The sequence below is a fragment of the Desulfonatronum parangueonense genome, assembly GCF_054656975.1.
The window spans coordinates 403,559-420,103 of sequence record NZ_BAAHXH010000003.1; the positions used below are offsets into that span (position 1 = coordinate 403,559).

The 16,545-nt window shown below is 55.2% G+C and carries 15 protein-coding genes and 1 pseudogene; 9 read left to right on the forward strand and 7 right to left on the reverse strand.

Annotated features, from left to right (window positions below; genetic code table 11):
• The first annotated feature begins 93 nt into the window (after positions 1-93).
• The 5 genes from pspF (at position 94) to ACYQ15_RS02295 (ending at position 7,030) form a co-directional block, all read left to right on the forward strand.
• Positions 94-1,152 carry a phage shock protein operon transcriptional activator gene (pspF, locus tag ACYQ15_RS02275; protein WP_459935905.1) on the forward strand — a complete coding sequence of 353 codons (1,059 nt, stop codon included), beginning with the start codon at positions 94-96 and terminating at the stop codon, positions 1,150-1,152.
• A 429-nt stretch (positions 1,153-1,581) separates the two neighbouring features.
• The gene (locus tag ACYQ15_RS02280; protein WP_459935906.1) at positions 1,582-4,653 is read left to right on the forward strand and encodes a hypothetical protein; all 3,072 of its coding nucleotides are present in this window, start codon (positions 1,582-1,584) and stop codon (positions 4,651-4,653) included.
• 77 nt (positions 4,654-4,730) lie between these two features.
• On the forward strand, positions 4,731-4,955 hold the full coding sequence (locus tag ACYQ15_RS02285; RefSeq protein WP_459935907.1) for a hypothetical protein: 225 nt from the start codon (positions 4,731-4,733) through the stop codon (positions 4,953-4,955).
• A gap of 133 nt (positions 4,956-5,088) precedes the next feature.
• Entirely contained in the window at positions 5,089-6,324 is a 1,236-nt protein-coding gene (locus tag ACYQ15_RS02290) for an inorganic phosphate transporter (RefSeq protein ID WP_459935908.1), read from the forward strand.
• Between the two features lie 28 nt (positions 6,325-6,352).
• Positions 6,353-7,030, forward strand: a complete 678-nt coding sequence (locus ACYQ15_RS02295; protein WP_459935909.1) for a DUF47 domain-containing protein — start codon at positions 6,353-6,355, stop codon at positions 7,028-7,030.
• A gap of 170 nt (positions 7,031-7,200) precedes the next feature.
• Here the strand turns inward: ACYQ15_RS02295 and ACYQ15_RS02300 are convergent, their stop codons facing one another.
• The 5 genes from ACYQ15_RS02300 to ACYQ15_RS02320 form a co-directional block, all read right to left on the reverse strand.
• A complete protein-coding gene (locus ACYQ15_RS02300; protein ID WP_459935910.1) occupies positions 7,201-9,846 on the reverse strand; it encodes a cytochrome ubiquinol oxidase subunit I in 2,646 nt (881 codons plus the stop codon).
• Complete coding sequence (locus ACYQ15_RS02305) at positions 9,843-10,916, reverse strand: hypothetical protein (protein WP_459935911.1); 1,074 nt, start codon at positions 10,914-10,916, stop codon at positions 9,843-9,845. The genes ACYQ15_RS02300 and ACYQ15_RS02305 overlap by 4 nt, the downstream gene beginning before the upstream one ends.
• A 761-nt stretch (positions 10,917-11,677) precedes the next feature.
• Entirely contained in the window at positions 11,678-11,935 is a 258-nt protein-coding gene (gene brnA / locus ACYQ15_RS02310) for a type II toxin-antitoxin system BrnA family antitoxin (protein WP_459935912.1), read from the reverse strand.
• Positions 11,925-12,188: a BrnT family toxin gene (locus tag ACYQ15_RS02315; RefSeq protein WP_459935913.1), complete on the reverse strand. Its 264-nt coding sequence runs from the start codon at positions 12,186-12,188 to the stop codon at positions 11,925-11,927. The genes brnA and ACYQ15_RS02315 overlap by 11 nt, the downstream gene beginning before the upstream one ends.
• Positions 12,189-12,251: 63 nt before the next feature.
• Complete coding sequence (locus ACYQ15_RS02320) at positions 12,252-12,389, reverse strand: hypothetical protein (protein ID WP_459935914.1); 138 nt, start codon at positions 12,387-12,389, stop codon at positions 12,252-12,254.
• Between the two features lie 586 nt (positions 12,390-12,975).
• On the opposite strand from ACYQ15_RS02320, the gene ACYQ15_RS02325 reads away from it, so the two are divergent.
• From ACYQ15_RS02325 to ACYQ15_RS02335, 3 genes are all read left to right on the forward strand, one after another.
• Positions 12,976-13,182 (forward strand): hypothetical protein, encoded by a 207-nt coding sequence (locus tag ACYQ15_RS02325; RefSeq protein ID WP_459935915.1) that lies wholly within the window; start codon positions 12,976-12,978, stop codon positions 13,180-13,182.
• 447 nt (positions 13,183-13,629) lie between these two features.
• Entirely contained in the window at positions 13,630-13,902 is a 273-nt protein-coding gene (locus tag ACYQ15_RS02330) for an AAA family ATPase (RefSeq protein WP_459935916.1), read from the forward strand.
• A 2-nt stretch (positions 13,903-13,904) separates the two neighbouring features.
• A complete protein-coding gene (locus ACYQ15_RS02335; RefSeq protein WP_459935917.1) occupies positions 13,905-14,414 on the forward strand; it encodes a LuxR C-terminal-related transcriptional regulator in 510 nt (169 codons plus the stop codon).
• Positions 14,415-14,595: 181 nt separating this feature from the next.
• Here the strand turns inward: ACYQ15_RS02335 and ACYQ15_RS02340 are convergent.
• Both ACYQ15_RS02340 and ACYQ15_RS02345 read right to left on the reverse strand, forming a co-directional pair.
• Positions 14,596-15,021 (reverse strand): annotated as a pseudogene (locus ACYQ15_RS02340) (ISAzo13-like element transposase-related protein); the annotation flags it as partial.
• Positions 15,022-15,033: 12 nt separating this feature from the next.
• Entirely contained in the window at positions 15,034-15,156 is a 123-nt protein-coding gene (locus tag ACYQ15_RS02345) for a hypothetical protein (RefSeq protein WP_459935918.1), read from the reverse strand.
• Between the two features lie 98 nt (positions 15,157-15,254).
• Here ACYQ15_RS02345 and ACYQ15_RS02350 point away from each other — a divergent pair, with 98 nt between their 5' ends.
• Positions 15,255-16,499 carry an IS4 family transposase gene (locus tag ACYQ15_RS02350; protein WP_459935919.1) on the forward strand — a complete coding sequence of 415 codons (1,245 nt, stop codon included), beginning with the start codon at positions 15,255-15,257 and terminating at the stop codon, positions 16,497-16,499.
• Positions 16,500-16,545 lie beyond the last annotated feature (46 nt).

The window sequence follows — 16,545 nt, forward strand, 5'->3', positions numbered from 1 at the left end:
CAATATATTTTGCTCAATATTTGAAATGGTTGGAGTTGAGGGTGCAATCTTGCTTGACATTCAGTGCCAGAGGTTGGCATGCTGATTTAACATATGGCAAGAAATACCAAAACACATGCGCTGTTCAACGAGGCTTTGGGAGGTTCGGACGCCTTTCTTTCGTTTCAAGAGCAGCTTGGCGCGGTGGCCAGGGTGGATCGACCGGTGATCATCATTGGTGAGCGTGGATCGGGCAAGGAACTGGCCGCTGTGCGACTGCACTATCATTCCAGACGTTGGCAAGCTCCACTGGTGACGGTAAACTGTGCCGCCTTGTCCGAAGCTCTCCTGGAGTCGGAGCTTTTCGGGCATGAGCCAGGAGCATTCACCGGGGCCGTGCGTTTGCGTCAGGGCCGATTCGAGTCCGCGCATCAAGGGACACTTTTTCTGGATGAAATTGGGACAATGTCCTTGACCATGCAGGAAAAGATCTTGCGGGTCGTGGAGTATCAGGTTGTGGAGCGCCTTGGCGGAAACCGTCCCATCGAGGTGGATGTCCGAATTATCGCGGCGACCAATGCCAATCTGAAGGCCATGGCTGAGGATGGACGCTTCAAGAGTGATCTGCTGGACCGCTTGGCCTTTGAAGTGCTGCATGTGCCTCCTTTGCGCGAGCGGGAGGGGGACGTGCTGCTTCTTGCCGAGCACTTTGCCTCGCGTATGGCCGTTGAATTGGGGCTGGGCAACCCGCCGCGGTTCAGCAAGGCCATGACGGAGTTGCTGGTAAGTTATTCCTGGCCGGGCAATGTTCGGGAATTGAAAAGCGTTGTCGAGCGAGCCGTATTTCGATCCCAAGGCTCGGAGGTAATCAAAGAGGTGGTGATTGATCCCTTTTCCTGGGATGGACGGGAAAGAAACATCACGTCACCGATGACCTCCGTTGCCGAACAGCCAGATGATGCAAGCAGGGCGGCAGGGGACGAGATCCCGGAATCCTTGACCCTTTCTGATGCCCTGGCTGATCTTGAGCGTCGGTATCTGGAACACGCTCTGCGCCAAGCCCGCTTCAATCAGCGCAAGGCCGCTGAAATCCTGGGCCTGCGCTACCACCAGTTCCGGGGGCTGTACCGAAAACACGCGGGGGGCAACAAAGCTCAAGATGCAGGGAAATGATGCATATTGTTCCCGCTGCGAACGACCTTTTCGAAGTCGCCCCCGCGCATCTTCCACGGTGGAGAGGCTTGTGTATCCGGGAAACTATCGAAGTATCGTGGTTGACTGGTCACGCAGGCCTACTCGTTTGATAGAGCACAAGATTCGGTAACCACTCAGCCGAGGGCCGTTTTGCGGCCTCGCAAACTCTTTTGTCGGCTTCGTAAATCGAACCAGTGCGCGGATGTAACTACTCAGCTTCAGAGAGGAAGAGGGTGGTTTCACAAAAATCTGTGGCAAGCATGACCTGGATTCCCGCCTTCGCGGGAATGACTTAGTTTTTCATGCCGCCTCCAGGTCAGTCATGCCCGCGAAGGCGGGTATCCAGTCCGCTTTTTACTCGGATCAGCTGAGTAGTTAAAAATTCGATAATTATTCGAGATAATATCCATGAAATTTCAAGACATTCAAGATCGTTTGTATTTCGACCAGAAGGATCATGAGCTGCTGAGCATCGTCAATGATGTTCTCGAGGGCGAGGATGCGCCCAGTTTGAAAAGCCTGCTGAAGCCGTACTTGCATCCCCATGGCATCAAGGGGATGGCCGCTTCCAAGGGTTTGCGGATTGCTTACGCCGTGGTGCGGTTGTTTCGTTCCCTTGAGCGCAGCAATGTCAATGAGCGTCTGCGCACATTGAGCGCTCTGCGGGAAGAAGTGTTTTCTTCGTCCGGTGTGGGGATGCGAAAGAACACGGCGAGAGTCCTGCTGCAGATCATGAAGGAGCTGGTTCGGGCCAAGGATGAGGAACAGAAGCTGAAACTGGCGCGTGATTTTCGTGAAGCGGCCACGGGACGTCCCCGGGCCATCGCCCGCCAGTTGAAGAAGTATCATCTTGTGGAAATGCCCGAGGAGTGGAATCAGATTGCCTTTGACGATCATGTTCACGACGCCAACACCAAAGGTCGCAAAACCGCGACTCACCTGATCATGGATGCCTGGATCAAGGGCATCCGCCGGTTACGGGTCATCTACTACAACTATCTGACCCAGGAAGTCGTGGATGAATTGCTGCGTGCGGCCGCGATCATGGAAGTCGATGTTCGGGTCGGTCTTGAATTCACGCCGCGATATCGGGGCCGGTACATTCGGTTGATCTGGACCCCCCGCGGGTTCAACGAACCCAGCGACTTTCTGGTTTTCGGAAACCGGCCTGAGGTCCAGCAGTTCATGGATGAGGGACGAGCCGCGTCCGAATACAAGCAGGCGTATGTTTTCGCGGTAATGGAGGCATTCAATCAGAAGCACCGGCTGGAAATCAATCGCCGCTTCGGCATTCTCACACCCCTGCTGTCCAAGGATGAACTGCTGGATCTTGTCGGAACCGGGCAACCTTCACTGCATCACTTGGCGAAATTGATTTACGACAAGATCCTGCCGCTGTTTCGCGAACGGCTTGACGATCTTCATGAATGCTGTGCGTACGGCGGCGAGGAGCAGCGTCAGGCAGGCATGCAACTGGCGGAAAGCATGAGTCGGTTCGATACCGAAACCATCATCGAAGAGTATCTGCGACCGAACAGGAATCCGGATCTTCCCAATCTCGCTGTTCCTTCCGAGGACGACGATGCACCCGCACTGTTGCGGGCCTCCCTGCAGGAGATGCTCGCCAAGCTGGATCGCCTGCATCCACGATATCGCATCACCCTGGGGCTGAGCGGATTGTGGGCTGAGGACGTGCTCGAGATTCTCTATCAGAGCCAGGGCCGTATCACCCGGCTGGAAGCGTTCAACTTCAAGGATTTCGCATACAATCGTTGTCCGGACAACAGCCGAATTCTGGAATTGCAATCCGCATTGAATTCAGGAAATGCCGTCCACCTGAAACGGGTGGTAATGGACATCGTCCTGAAGGTTCTCGCTGACCCGGATCGCAGCGACGACCAAAAAGCCAGCCTGCGATCGATACTCAATGATTTGGAAACGTTTCGGGATGATTATCAAAATATAAATCTGGAATCACGTATTGGAACGGATTCCACTGGAGGATCGGCCAAGGTTCCGGGCATGGGCATGGTTGTCGTGGATACGCTGCCGCGGCGATGTCGACGGCAGATGAACAGATTGAAGGGCTCCAGGGGAGGGATACCGATCCAGGTCAACGTGGTATTGCGCAGAACTTACGAGTCCTTGCGCCCCCATGGCAAAAAGGGGCTCCTGGCCGGCACCGGGCAGCGTTGCGGCTGGAGCCGGATTATTCCATTCATTTGCCCGTACAAGGATGAATGGCAGGTCGAGCACTACGAGAACGTTCCGCCGGAGCACAGCAATATTCGTATCCTTGGCGGTTTTACCGACATCAATGACAGTCGCCTGGAACTGGACTGCAGTGCCGTGCCCAAGGCCAAAAAACGTCTCCATCCCAGGTATTTGAACACGAACATCAAAAACTGGCTGAAAATACTGATTGGTTTTATTCCCGCCTTCGCCACCTTCGCTCTCACCAAGGACTGGTGGCTTCTGGCGTATTTCGGCGCCCTGATCTGGTTTGGAATCACCGGGGTTAGAAACATCATTCAATCCGTACTTGGAGCAGGCGGATTACGGCGAACGCCGTTCTTGCACTGGAGCGAGTACGTCAAGTGGAATCGCATCTCCGACTCCTTGATGTACACGGGTTTTTCCGTCCCTCTTCTGGACTTTCTGGTCAAGACGCTGGCCCTGGAGCAGGGCATGGGCATTACTGTCGCCACAGCTCCTGTTCTTCTGTTTACCGTCATGGCCGTAGTCAACGGCCTGTATCTCGCGGGGCACAATCTTTTTAGAGGCTTGCCCAAGGCCGCGGCTGTCGGCAATCTTTTTCGGACAATCCTCTCCATTCCCGTGGCTTTGGCCCTGAACTTTCTGTTCGGAATGGCGTTGTCGTCAGCGGGAGTTCCGGCCGTGGAGTCGGTGTTGCAGGTCTGGGCTGCCATCATTTCCAAACTGGCGTCGGACATTGTTGCCGGATTCATTGAAGGACTCGCGGATCGGGGCGTCAATTTCCGGGAGCGAACACTGGATTACGCCCAAAAAATGCGGCAGGTATTTGATGTTTATGCCAGGCTTGAGTTGCAGCATCCCGATTCCGCGGTGTTGAGCGTACTCGAAACGCCGGAGCGATTCGTCTGCTCGGTCAGCCTGGAGGAGGAGAGCTTGAACCTGACTGCCATCGTCAACGCCCTCGATCTGATGTATTTCTGGATGTATCAACCGCGGGCAAGGCATGTTCTGGAACAGATGATGCGTCAGATGAGCACGGAAGAGCGTCGGGTTTTCCTGCTGTCGCAATATGTCCTGCAACGGGAGCGTGACATATCCCAGTTGTTTCTTGACGGGCTGGTAGGCAAGAATTTTTCAGGAGCCTTGGCGTTTTATCTTCATAACTGGCGAAGATACCTGGAAGACATTCAGCGAATGGCCCTGCGTCTGCCGTCGTTCAGCATGTCTCTTCCCAAACCAAGACGCACGCAGTGCCGCGGGTGACGGCGATGAGCAATTAAAAGTGTTAAGCAATCCCTCGTTGATGCATGGCATTGTGACTGCTCAACAACTCCGGACAAATGGACTACACAAAACACCTGAATCCCGGCCTGCGCCGGGTGACGGGCGAAGAGATTCTTCAACACGGTACACCATTGCGTCATTCCGGCGAAGGCCGGAATCCAGGCAGCACGGAAACCACGGTGGTTTATTCTCCGGTCTCATTGAGCAGTTATATGGTTTTTGAACATGCTGAAATGATACGTTTTTGCTCCTATTCTTCTCAGGCTGGTCATAGTTTTTGACACTGCAACAATTTTTCAGTAATGCGCCTTGACTGATAAGCGAAACCGTCCTTCGTCAGCTATTCGGCAATTCAGGGCACTTTTCTGGCCGCCCTTCAACTCATCTCACATCACTCAATCAAATGAAAAATCAATGGATATTGTAACCATTGTCCTCATCCTGGCGGTTTTCGGCGGTTTGTTGATGGCTTTCAGCATCGGCGCCAACGATGCCGCCAACGCCATGGCCGCCTCCGTAGGTTCCCGGGCCATTACAGTACGCCAAGCCGTGGTGATCGCCTCCGTCCTGGCCTTCGCCGGGGCTGTTTTTCTCGGGGCGAACGTGGCCGCGACCATTTCCCGGGGCATTATCAACCCGGAGATGATCGAGGATCAGAACCTGCTCATGCTGGGCATGCTGGGAGCATTGCTTTCGGCCGGTTTGTGGGTGCTTCTGGCTACGGTGTTCGGTTTTCCCGTCTCCACCACCCATTCCATCGTCGGCAGCATTCTCGGGTTCGGATTCGTAGCCGGCGGACCGGAGGTGGTCCGTTGGGGGACGATGTTCGGCATCGTCCTGTCCTGGATCGTTTCGCCCTTTTTCGGCGCACTGCTGGCTTATCTGGTCTTCATTCACATCCGCAAAAAGGTGCTCAGCGCCCGGGACTTCGTTCGCAGTGCCAAGTTGTGGGCTCCTTTTTGGCTGGCCATGACCGTGATCCTGGTGATGATGTCCTTTTTTCTGAAGATGCCCATGGGGCGGGCCCTGGGAGTCAGCATATACCTCATTTTTGCCATGGTCTGCGCCGTGGCGGTGGTGATCTGGGGCATTGGCTACCTGGTGGTGGGACGGTTGTTGCATGGCGTGGAACAGGGGCCGGAAAGCATGGAGGAGCTGTTTCGACGGATGCAGATCGGCATGGCCTGCTATATGGCGCTGTCTCTTGGGGCCAACGACGTGGCCAATGCCATCGGTCCAGTGACGGCCATCTGGCTCATTGCCCGGACCGGAGGCTTGGCGGCCACGGCCGAGGTGCCGATATGGCTCTTGCTGTTTGGCGGCATGGGCATCGCCGTGGGAGTCATGGTGCTTGGGAGACGGGTCATGGCCACGGTGGGCGAGCGGATCACTTTGCTCACCAACACCCGCGGTTTTTCCGTTGGCTTTGGCGCGGCCACAACGGTCTTGATGGCCTCGAACCTGGGCATGCCCGTGTCCACCACCCATGCAACGGTGGGCGGCGTGGTCGGGGTAGGATTGGCCCGTGGTTTCGCCGCGGTGGATTTTCGCGTTCTGGGGAAAATCGTGATGTACTGGTTGCTGACAGTGCCCGTGGCGGCCTTTACGTCCGTGGTAATTTTTCAATTATTGCGCTGGTTCGTGCTTTAGGCTCGACGGCGCGCAAACGAGGTGACACATGCGGGTTCGGATTCCTTTTTTGAGCATGATCGGCGGGCGCTCGCCCATGGACGGTCTACTGGAGCATTACAGTCAGGTGGAAGCCTCCATGACGATCATCAACGAGTCGTTGCTGTGCTATATTGGAGGAGGCAGCTCGTGCAAGGATTTTCAAATCCTGAAGCAGGAACTCGATCAGTTGGAGGAAAAGGCGGACAAGATCAAGCGCAACACCCGCAACCACCTGCCCCGCGGCCTGTTCATGTCCGTGGATAAGACCTTGTTTCTGAACTACACCCGGGCCCAGGACAACATTCTGGATTCGGCCCAAGACGCCCTGGATTGGCTGAACATTCATACGGTGAAAATCCCCGGAACCCTGCGTACCGGCGGCCTGACCATCGTCGAGGGCGCCATCCGGACCGTGGAACTGCTCAAGCCGGCCCTGGAAGGGACCATTCGCCTGTTGCACACGGATTTTACGGATCGGCAAGCGGTCAAGGAAAGCTACCGGGTAGTTCGCAGCCAGCACAATGACGTGCGCAAAATGAAATCCCTGCTGTTCCGGGAGCTGTTCACCGCGGAAATGGAATTCAAGGACGTCTTCCAGCTTCTGCACTTTTTCGAATACATGCATGAAATGAGTCACAACGCAGAAGGCTGCGCGGATATTCTGCGGGCAATGATTGCGAGGTAATTGGGGAAGATGCAGGCGAGGATGAGGTGGATAATTTTTCCATTACTCCCATTATATTTGCGAAAAAAATAACAAGTTCAGGCGGCATATGGCCGCCATGAAAACCATGAAGGCAGCCTTACAGGCTGCCTTCATGGTTTTGGTTGGGCATTGACGGGTTGTTATCAATATCAAAACTTCACCGTGTTCGGGTGATGGAAGTCGTAGTGCATGTCTCCGATGTGGCAGACTCCGCAATTGCCTTTGGCCCCGATCACATTACGATCGCTTTGGTATTGCAGGGGCTGGATGGCGTCCAAATCCGGGTGGAACTTGTTCACGGCAGGATATTCCGCATGGGTGGGGCCATGGCAGGACTGGCACATCAGCCCGGCTTCGTCGGTCCGCAACCGGTAAAGGGCGGCCGGACCGCGAACCCACTTGTTGAAGGCGGAGACATCCCTGCTGGCTGGGCGCTCAAAATCCACGTGACAGGAGAGGCAGTCCGGCTGATCGTTCCATGGAGTACGCGGATTGACTTCGTCCACCGCGTTGACAAGTCGCGGCTGAATCCCCCGCATCAGGCGTTCCGCCTTGGGCTTGCCTGCCAGCTGCTCGGCGCGGAGCAGGGTCAAGGCGTGATCTTCCAGGGTGCCGTGGCAATTGGTGCAGGTCAGGCCCAGCGAGCTGGCATGGACGCCCCGGGCGCAGTAGGTAAAGCTGTCCGGCCCGGTAGGGTGACAGGAATGGCAGGGTTCCGGGCCGGGTCGGTCGGACAGGTAATGAACATGGAACCCGTGGATGGCCGCGGGCAGGTTGAGCAGTGCCGGGTTGCCCTCGGCATTGAGCAGCGGATCCGGGTGGCAGCTTTGGCACAGCACGGGATTGCCCTGCTCGGCCTGGGCCAGCAGCGTGGTCTTGTGCCTCCGGTCGTGCACGGCCAGGATGTCCGTGGCCGTGTCCGCCGCAATGCCCATGGCCCCGTCCCGCCGCCATGTGCCGCCGTGGCAGTTGTGGCATCCCACTTCCGTGGAGACCGGAGCCACCACCCGGGTCATGGCCAGAACCTCGCCGGTGACGGTATCCTTGGCCTCGATGGTGAAGATCGGATAGGGATTCAGGGTGCCGTCGTCGGCATATGGCAGAACCGGAATGCCGCCGGCCATGAAGGTGCCCAGGGCCACGTTCAGCGTCATGACGCCTTTCAGGCCAAGTCCGCTCATGCCGATGTTCAGCGGCAGTTCCTTGCCCACCAGGGAATGGGCAAAGTCCCAGAACCGAACCTGGGAAGCCGGATTCACCGATTCCGGGGGCGGAGTGTAAGTGATTTCCACGTTCTGGGTCACGATTTCCGGTTGAAAGCCGCGGCGTACCAGTTGGGCGTAGAGGGTGCTGCCGGGGGGCAGAAGGGACCAGTGGGCATCGCAGTCCGTGATGCATTTCTCGCCCAGGTTGCACCAAGCCAGGAGCACGTATTCATCCCGGTCAGGATCAAAGGGCGGAATCTCCACGTCGGCGTGCTGGGGCGGGCGAGGCGTGTCTGGGTTGTTCCGTGGTTCATGCAGGACATTGACCAGATAGTTCGCAAGGACACCGCGTTCCTGGGCTGTTCCGGCAAAGCGGGGCATGTATTCATAGACCCGGCCGATGCCCGAGAGCGCGGCGTCCATGCCGAAGACGTTGAATTTGGCCGTCAGCGGGCGGATGTCGTTCAGGGGGCCGCCGACGGAGTGGCAGGAAGAGCACTGGTTGCGAAACAGTTCGCGCCCAACGGCATCCTGATTCTCGGCCGTGATCTCCCGGTGCTGGAACCATCTGGCAAATTGGAGGTATCCGGCCTCGGTGATCGCCTCCTCCGTCCCCTTGAGCATGGCATTGGAATACATGAAGCCGTGGATCACGTAGGGCCGGCGGCCGGCCTCGCGGATCATTTCAAAGCTGCCCATGTAGAACAGGCCGATGATCAGGAGCACCAGGGCCATGGGCCGCTTGATCGCGGCGGGCATGCGCACGGCCATGATCAGTCCGCCGGCGAAGAGCAGGGCCGAGATCCAGATGAATCCCTGGAAGAAGAAGACGATTTCAGGGTTGCGGCCCAGGATCATTTCCGCCGGCCCCTCGGGCAGGACGGAGAAGTACCACCAGCCGGAAAGAAGCAGGAAAGCAAACGGCGCCAGCAGCCATCCGGCGCAGTGCCGGACCAGGGTTTCGCGCAAAACGGGATCCTTTTCCCAGGTAGCGGTGACGAACCCGTACAATCCGGCCAGGATCAGGGCAATGAAGGTTCGGAAAGCCAGGGCCGGCCAGAAAGAGGGGTTGAAGAACCCGTCCCAGAAATCCCGGGTGGTCAGCCATTCCCCCGGCGTGAGCATGAAGCCGATGATCCCGTTGATCATGAACAGGGACATCCAGGCAAAGAAGAAGTAGAGCCAGCCGATGAGCATGTGCCGACGGGGCTCCATTTTGCCGAAGGTGTAGAAGTAGACGAAAATGGCGATGATCTCGGCCAGGAAAAAGACCCATTCTATGGCCCAGGCAAAGACGAAGGTGTGGATCAACTGGGAGGTGGCGGCCGGAGCGACCAGGGAGATGGTGAACCAGATGCCCACTCCGGTCAGGGCTCCGAAGACCAGGGTCACGATCAGAAAAAACTTGGCGTGACGGTGGACATAGTTCAGGATGCCGGGGTTGTTCTCCCGCAGTCCCTTCCGTTCGGTCAGGACCAGAAACAGCCCTCCGCCAATGGCGAAATGGGCGATGAAGACGTGGATGATGGCGATGACGGCAATCAGCAGGCCACCGCCGGCCCAGTAGAGTTCCCAGACTGGATAGTTCATGAGCGCACCTCCCTGAAGGCCACGGCTGCCTGGTTGAGCATCCAGGCAATGGCGCCCAGGCCCAGTACCAGGGTCCCGATGAACAGGTAGAGCGGCAGATGATCATCGGTCACGATTCGCTCGCTGACGTGGAAATACGGATGGAGATAGGCTTCCCTGACCAGGTCGCGCAGGTAGACCATCAGGATAACGGTTGCCAGCAGCAAGGCCGTTGTCAGGTAAACGCGGCGTTGGAAAGCCGTGGCGATGCTGACCACGCCCAGGGTGATCCCGGCCAGCAGGATCAGGGTATGCACTCCGGAGCCGCCCATGAACAGCAGCAGAATGGGCTGAGGCAGGGCGACCAGGAACCAGATTCCCACGGGGATCTGGGCCATGGTTGCGTAGGCGAACCATTTCATTCCGTGATCCACCCAGCGCCCGGCACCCTCCTCGCCTCGTGCGGCCTTGCGTTGCCAGAGCAAGGCCAGAAAAAGGCCGGAAACGGCAAGGGATGCCACGACGAAGTGCAGGTAGCGGGGAATCAGGGTTCTGTCCTCCAGGTTGAGCAGGGTGCCTCCGGGATTATCGAAATAGGTCGGCCACGCCTCGGGACGAAGCATCAAGGTCATGTTGTTGGTGTAGATGAAGGCCGTAAAGAGCAGGCACAGAGCAGTGACGGCAATGAAAACCGTGCGAAACCTGCCCAGAGAGACGTAGCTGAAATCATAGATATATGCACTGAGGTAGGCAGCCATGACCAGACCGACCACAGCCAGCCAGTACACCGCCATCAGCACGCTGCTGGTATACAAAAATTGTCCGTACAGAACCTGCAGAAACAGTAGTGGGGCCACGCCGAAGTTCACGGTAAAAGCAACGATCAAGGGCAGCTTGCGGGAAATGTCCACAGTCAGCGGTTCACTCTCCTCCTTGCCGCGCAAATGATGAACCAGCGCAATGACGGAGGAACCGAGCATGACGTTCATGAAGAGCAGATGAAGAACGAACGTCAGCAGCAGGAATGCATAAAACCAGCCCCATTCCACGGGAATGGGCAGGGCCTCGGGGATCAACGCGGCGGGATCCATGTGTCGCTCCAAGGTTGGCGTTTTGGTGGAGGCAAGCCGGATAGATGTACTCGACCCGGAACAGTGGACAAGTATTTAACACGGCATGAAATGTGGTTCGTGATAGCGTGTTGCATCGAATGGATCAATAGCGCAACGAAAGAATGTTGCTTTTCCGGCAAAGTCTGGCCGGCAAAGCAAACCTTATACCGTGTTCTATCTGATGATCGGCAACTCCGGCATTGACGTTCGTAGCGAAGTGCAACCTGCGACAGCTGGATCGATCTGCTAATGCACGTGGGGGAATTCGTCTGCCAAGAAGGCAACTTCATGATGATCCGCACCCCGGTTCCGGATACCCTGCTTACCGCAAGCCGGCCCACAAAGGCATCCTGATTTAGACCATGACCAGGTTCCGCTTCCCCGGCTGGATCGGGGTCAGCCTTGTGCAGCTGCCGGTGATGAAGGATTTATGTCGGGCGTTGGATGAAGTCTTGGCGTAGCACATATCGGGAGCGGAAAGGCTTGCCATTCGCCGATCTTGCGCACCAGCGGCTGGTCGCGATTTGCGGCTCGGCAAGCTACCGCCGGCGAATCATCACGTTCGGGTGGCTCCTATTCCAGGAGACGAGTGACAAGACGCGACCGTGGTCGGGAGGGTACGGCCGCCAGGAACCGACGCGCCACGTCATCGGGTATGGATGGTGTTCTTATTGTGCTATTAATGACTTGCGACTTACGCTTTCAATCTTGATCCTCCTTTCTCTTCGGGAATGTCCGTTTCAGCGGCTTGTCCGCTGTAATGCCCTGTTGGCAGCCGCTTCTTCCAAGCGTTCGGCAAGCCATACCTTTATGATTGACTGCCTGGTTACACCTAAGCGGCTCGCTTCCCGGTCGAGCGACTCGATCATCCAAGTGGGAAAGTCTACGTTGACCCGCTTCTGCACCAGATTCGGACGCTTAGCGGTCTTTAGATCAAGGTGTTCCAGCAGGTCTTCCTCGTTATCGTCGAACCTTTTATCCAGCTCTTCAGCTTTCATACAATGCTACCTCTGATTTACGCGCCTTTCTGACCGAAATAATGCGGATCGTGCCGTTCCGATAGGTGATTATTGCCGACCATACCTTCGTCCCAATGGTGCCAATAACCAACGCTCGGGGCTCATCGATCGTTTTGGCGTCAATTTCCACAAAATCCGGGTCCTTCCAAAGCTCCTGAGCATCCTCAAAGTCGATGCCATGCTTCTTCAGGTTAGCCTGGCTCTTGGAGAGATCATATTCAAACCGATTCATGGTATAGAATTTATACCTTTTAGGTGGGCATTGCAATTAGTCAAGAATTGCTGATCCCGGCTTCTACGAAAGGGTCAATGGCAGCCTTCCATGCCCGGGAGCCGGCAGGGTAACTTCGGGCATGTCCAGTTCCACCCCTTCGACGGTTACGACAAAATGGCAATGGATCATCAGCTCCAACATGCCTCCAAGGCTGCGCATGCAGCTGATAAATCCCTTTGAAACCCGGAATTCCTCGTACACCTTGCGGCAACGGTATCGTATTTAGGACCAAATTTCGGCAGGAGCATGGCCCCGATGGCTGCATCACGAAACTCCGCGATGGTGCGAACCTTTGCACTGGAAAACCGTAACTGCTCAAAAAACTTGTGGCAATCAACAGGATTAATTCTGGGAGCGCCGCACCCCAGTGCGGCAACGGTGTAACGCACATAGAGTTAAGTTCCGGCTGGAATCTGGCCCCTGTAGCTTGGTCACGAAACTCCGCGTCGATGGGAACAGGAAATCTCATCGCCCGACCTTTTTGAGCAGTTATGAAATATCCTGGTAAAGGCCGATTTTTCGTAACCATCGGCGCATCTGACATAAGCGACTGGATACTCACTTCTTGTGCAATGACTGAACCGGAAACGGCATTCAGTAACAAGTCGGTTTCGCAAAGGCGGGATCCAGGCAAAGCTTGCACAAGATTTTGAAGGCAACCTTTCCCTGCTCTTGACCTAAAGCCTTTTACATCATATGTGCAGTACATTCACTTGCACACAACCAAATTCCTCAAGAGGCGGAAATGGCAATCAAGACGCAAACAGTCACGGTCCGAATGGCCCCAGCCGTAAAAAACGGCCTGCAAAAAGCCGCGGACAAGGAACACCGCAGCCTGGCGAACATGCTCGAAGTGATGATCCGGGACTACTGTACCCGTAACGGCGTGGTGATCCCGGAGCAGGTCAGCTTGTTCAGTGATAAGCTGACGTCGAAAGACGTGACAAGTTGAAATAGTGACGAATCCCGGATGCCAAATCCAAACCTGAAGTATTTTCTGAAAATGCGTCAGGAAGCAAACGAAATAGCAGATTGGTCGCGATCTGAAGGAACCAGCCGTTCGCACATTTCAAAAATGTCCCGTACCCCAACATCCAAGGACCACACCAGGGTAGCCCAGCCTTTGGCTGGCTAACCCTGGCTGGGCTCGGTTACATAGCCCCGTTGGGGCATGAGCCGGTCATTATAACCGCACTGTTGAGCTACCTGTCCGAAACGCATAAAGAGCCAAGCTCTTATGAAACTCGTACTTCATGGCAACTCAAAACAGTCTTCGCGCACCCCGTGACCGAAACTTGATCAAGGCCAATAAAACCGGCAATCTTCAAAGGCATGGTTCAGTACGCTGCGCAAACCGGCAACCGTCCAACTTTGCCTCGATACGTCACAGGAGCCCATCATGCCCAGACTGCCCAACCTGCCTGTCGGCAAATCCTCTTTTGAAAGCATCCGCGAAAACAAGGATCTCTACGTGGATAAGACCCGATGGATCCACCAGATGGCCAGCCAGGGTGAGTACTACTTTCTGTCTCGGCCGCGGCGTTTCGGAAAATCCTTGACCGTGTCCATACGCTGCCTGTTCGAGGGCCGGCGGGAGCTGTTCGAAGGGCTCTGGAGCGCGGAGTACGGGAAGCCCTGGACGTCTACCAGCGCCAAAAGTTCGGCGCAGTGATCGTGGATCTGTCTTTACCGGAAGAGAATGGCATTGTTTTGATTCAGAGACTGCTAAGAAAGGACGAGCAGGCCTGGATCATGGTTTTGACCGTGCATCGTGACGAGGAATACGTGAACAAGGCCATTCGCGTCGGGGCCAATGGCTATGTGGTGAAGGCGAATCCGGCCGAGGAAATGATTTTTGCCGTGCGCAACGTGTTGCAGGGCAAGTTCTACATTAGCACGTCCATGCTCCACGTGCTGGTCAAGCGCATGCTCCTGTCCGACCTGCCGAAAGGGACACCCCCCTCATGGCGCGACAAATTGTCGGACCGGGAACAGGAGGTACTGGGTCTTGCCGTCAAGGGGCTGAAAAATTCGGAAATCGCCCAAGCACCGGGCCTGCATATCAAGAACGTGGAAAAGCATCGCCATAATGCCATGAGAAGGCTCGGCGCGGATGATCGGATCAAGATGCGAGCCATGTTGCAGGTGATCAAGGCGGAGATGGCTTCGGACTTGGCGCTTTGAGTGGTATGACGGGGTGAGAGCTGATCAGTAAACGGCATCGTGCGATCCAAAAGTTATGAGCATGATGACGTAACCCGATTCTCCTTTTTTTAGTGAAAAAATGATCCGGCAGTCGTAACCGCAGGAGCAGGCATAGAGCCCGGAGAGATTGCCGCTGAGCTTGTGAGGGGTATAGAAAATACTAATTTACCGTTTTTGGCTGGATGAGGATATCGTACAGTGAGAATTTTGAGGAGCGCTTCAAACGTTGCTCAAGGGCTGCCTTCTCCTTTCTGCAAAGAGTGACACCTTTTTCATAAATACTGCTCATCAGATTCACCGTGGCACGAAAACCTTTCCAAACAAAATTAGCGGTTCTGTTTATAACAGCTATTGGCGTATCCAACAGGTAACCATTCCATGATTTTTCAAACCCAGCCCAATAGCGCTCAATTGCATTGTACTTGCTATGATAAGGCGGATAGTAAGTGAGCCGGACAGTGAGTTGTGTCATGTCGGCAAACTCAACCATGCGTAACAAAAACTGACTGCGGCGCCCACTGCACTCCGGACCGTTGTCCATATTGACCACAAGATTTGTCACTTTTGAAAAATGCTGCTTTGCCTTATTTTCATTCCACTAAAGCAGAAGCCCATCAACCATAAAATCGCTAGTTTTGTTGCTGTCGGTGTAAAAAATGAAGGCTTTGCCAGTCACTGGTTCAAGGATGCCGCCAGGAACAAGTTTTTCCTTGGTGTACATGTCATGATCCAATGCCTTGACGGCCTTAAGGCCAATACTGTTCACTTTGATCAAAAAAATGTCTACAATGAGCCATCTCAACCATAGGAGGTGGCGAGATGGCACGCACGGTTGCAGAACTTCCCAAGGGGAGTCGGATTACAGATTATATTGGATTTGGAGTATTGGCCACTACTTTCCCCCTGGACAAGGTCAAGCAGATTCTTTCCGATACCGGAAAGAAAAGCATCCGCGAAAGGGAGCTTCCGGCTCATGTTGTTATTTACTATGTCATGGCCCTGGCTTTGTATATGCAGTCCTCTTACCGAGAAGTTCTTCGGTGTTTGCTTGAGGGAGTTCAATGGTTGAGGAGAGAAGACGTCAACCTGAAGATTACAGGGAAGTCGGGCATATCCCAAGCACGTACTCGCCTGGGAGTGGAGCCAATGATGCGGTTGCATGACGAACTGGTCAAGCCGATTGCAACCGAAGCGACCCGCGGGGCTTGGTATCGATCGTGGCGCGTGGTCAGCATCGATGGGAGCTGCATGGACGTAGCGGACGAAAGCGTGAATGCTGAGGAGTTTGGTCGTCCTGCCTCGAAGAAAGGCGTAAGCGGCTTTCCACAAATGCGATTTGTTTCGCTTGTGGAAAACGGAACGCACGTGTTGTTTGGCACGAAGATGGGTTCCTACGGAACGAGTGAACGAAAGCTGGCGGCGCAGGTGATAGAGCACTTGCAGCCAGGGATGCTCTGCTTGGCCGACCGTGGTTTCTTTGGATATGATCTCTGGAATTCTTCCCATGCCACCGGGGCTGACTTGCTGTGGCGAGTAAAGAAGAACTTGGATTTGCCCATCTTGGAACGCTTGTCCGACGGTTCCTACCTCAGCATGGTATTCAAAACCGCCAAGGACCGCCGTCATGGGGTTGGAACGAAGGTGAGAGTGATTGAATATCAACTTGTCGGAATTACGGATGCGGAGCCATTGTATCGACTCATGACCACGATTTTGGATCCGGCCAAGGCACCGGCGCAAGAATTGGCAGCACTGTACCATGAGCGTTGGGAGATTGAGACGGCCCTTGATGAACTCAAGACACATTTGAGAGGAGCCAGGGTGGTTCTTCGGAGCAAGACTCCGGATTTGTGCAGACAAGAATTTTACGGGCTCTTGATGACTCATTTTGCAATTCGTGGCTTGATGCATGAAGCGGCTTTGAGCGAGGACATTGATCCTGATCAATTGTCGTTTGTTCATTCAGTAAAGGTTGTGCGCCGGAAGCTTCCGCTTTTCGGCGCTTTCCCCCCCTCAACAGTGGATGGAGTTTCACAAACCAATGCTGAGGGAAATCTTGGATGAACGTGTTGTCTCGAGTCGAAATTGTAAACGTCCACGGGGCGTAAAA

What these genes read in the sequence shown, in the direction of transcription:
- ACYQ15_RS02285 (WP_459935907.1), top strand. Translation starts at nt 4,731, where the DNA reads ATGGACTACACAAAACACCTGAATCCCGGCCTGCGCCGGGTGACGGGC.
- ACYQ15_RS02325 (WP_459935915.1), top strand. Translation starts at nt 12,976, where the DNA reads ATGGCAATCAAGACGCAAACAGTCACGGTCCGAATGGCCCCAGCCGTA.
- ACYQ15_RS02280 (WP_459935906.1), top strand. Translation starts at nt 1,582, where the DNA reads ATGAAATTTCAAGACATTCAAGATCGTTTGTATTTCGACCAGAAGGAT.
- ACYQ15_RS02345 (WP_459935918.1), bottom strand. Translation starts at nt 15,156, where the DNA reads ATGTACACCAAGGAAAAACTTGTTCCTGGCGGCATCCTTGAACCAGTG.
- brnA (WP_459935912.1), bottom strand. Translation starts at nt 11,935, where the DNA reads ATGAAAGCTGAAGAGCTGGATAAAAGGTTCGACGATAACGAGGAAGAC.
- ACYQ15_RS02330 (WP_459935916.1), top strand. Translation starts at nt 13,630, where the DNA reads ATGCCCAGACTGCCCAACCTGCCTGTCGGCAAATCCTCTTTTGAAAGC.
- ACYQ15_RS02305 (WP_459935911.1), bottom strand. Translation starts at nt 10,916, where the DNA reads ATGGATCCCGCCGCGTTGATCCCCGAGGCCCTGCCCATTCCCGTGGAA.
- ACYQ15_RS02300 (WP_459935910.1), bottom strand. Translation starts at nt 9,846, where the DNA reads ATGAACTATCCAGTCTGGGAACTCTACTGGGCCGGCGGTGGCCTGCTG.
- ACYQ15_RS02320 (WP_459935914.1), bottom strand. Translation starts at nt 12,389, where the DNA reads ATGCGCAGCCTTGGAGGCATGTTGGAGCTGATGATCCATTGCCATTTT.
- ACYQ15_RS02290 (WP_459935908.1), top strand. Translation starts at nt 5,089, where the DNA reads ATGGATATTGTAACCATTGTCCTCATCCTGGCGGTTTTCGGCGGTTTG.
- pspF (WP_459935905.1), top strand. Translation starts at nt 94, where the DNA reads ATGGCAAGAAATACCAAAACACATGCGCTGTTCAACGAGGCTTTGGGA.
- ACYQ15_RS02315 (WP_459935913.1), bottom strand. Translation starts at nt 12,188, where the DNA reads ATGAATCGGTTTGAATATGATCTCTCCAAGAGCCAGGCTAACCTGAAG.
- ACYQ15_RS02295 (WP_459935909.1), top strand. Translation starts at nt 6,353, where the DNA reads ATGCGGGTTCGGATTCCTTTTTTGAGCATGATCGGCGGGCGCTCGCCC.
- ACYQ15_RS02350 (WP_459935919.1), top strand. Translation starts at nt 15,255, where the DNA reads ATGGCACGCACGGTTGCAGAACTTCCCAAGGGGAGTCGGATTACAGAT.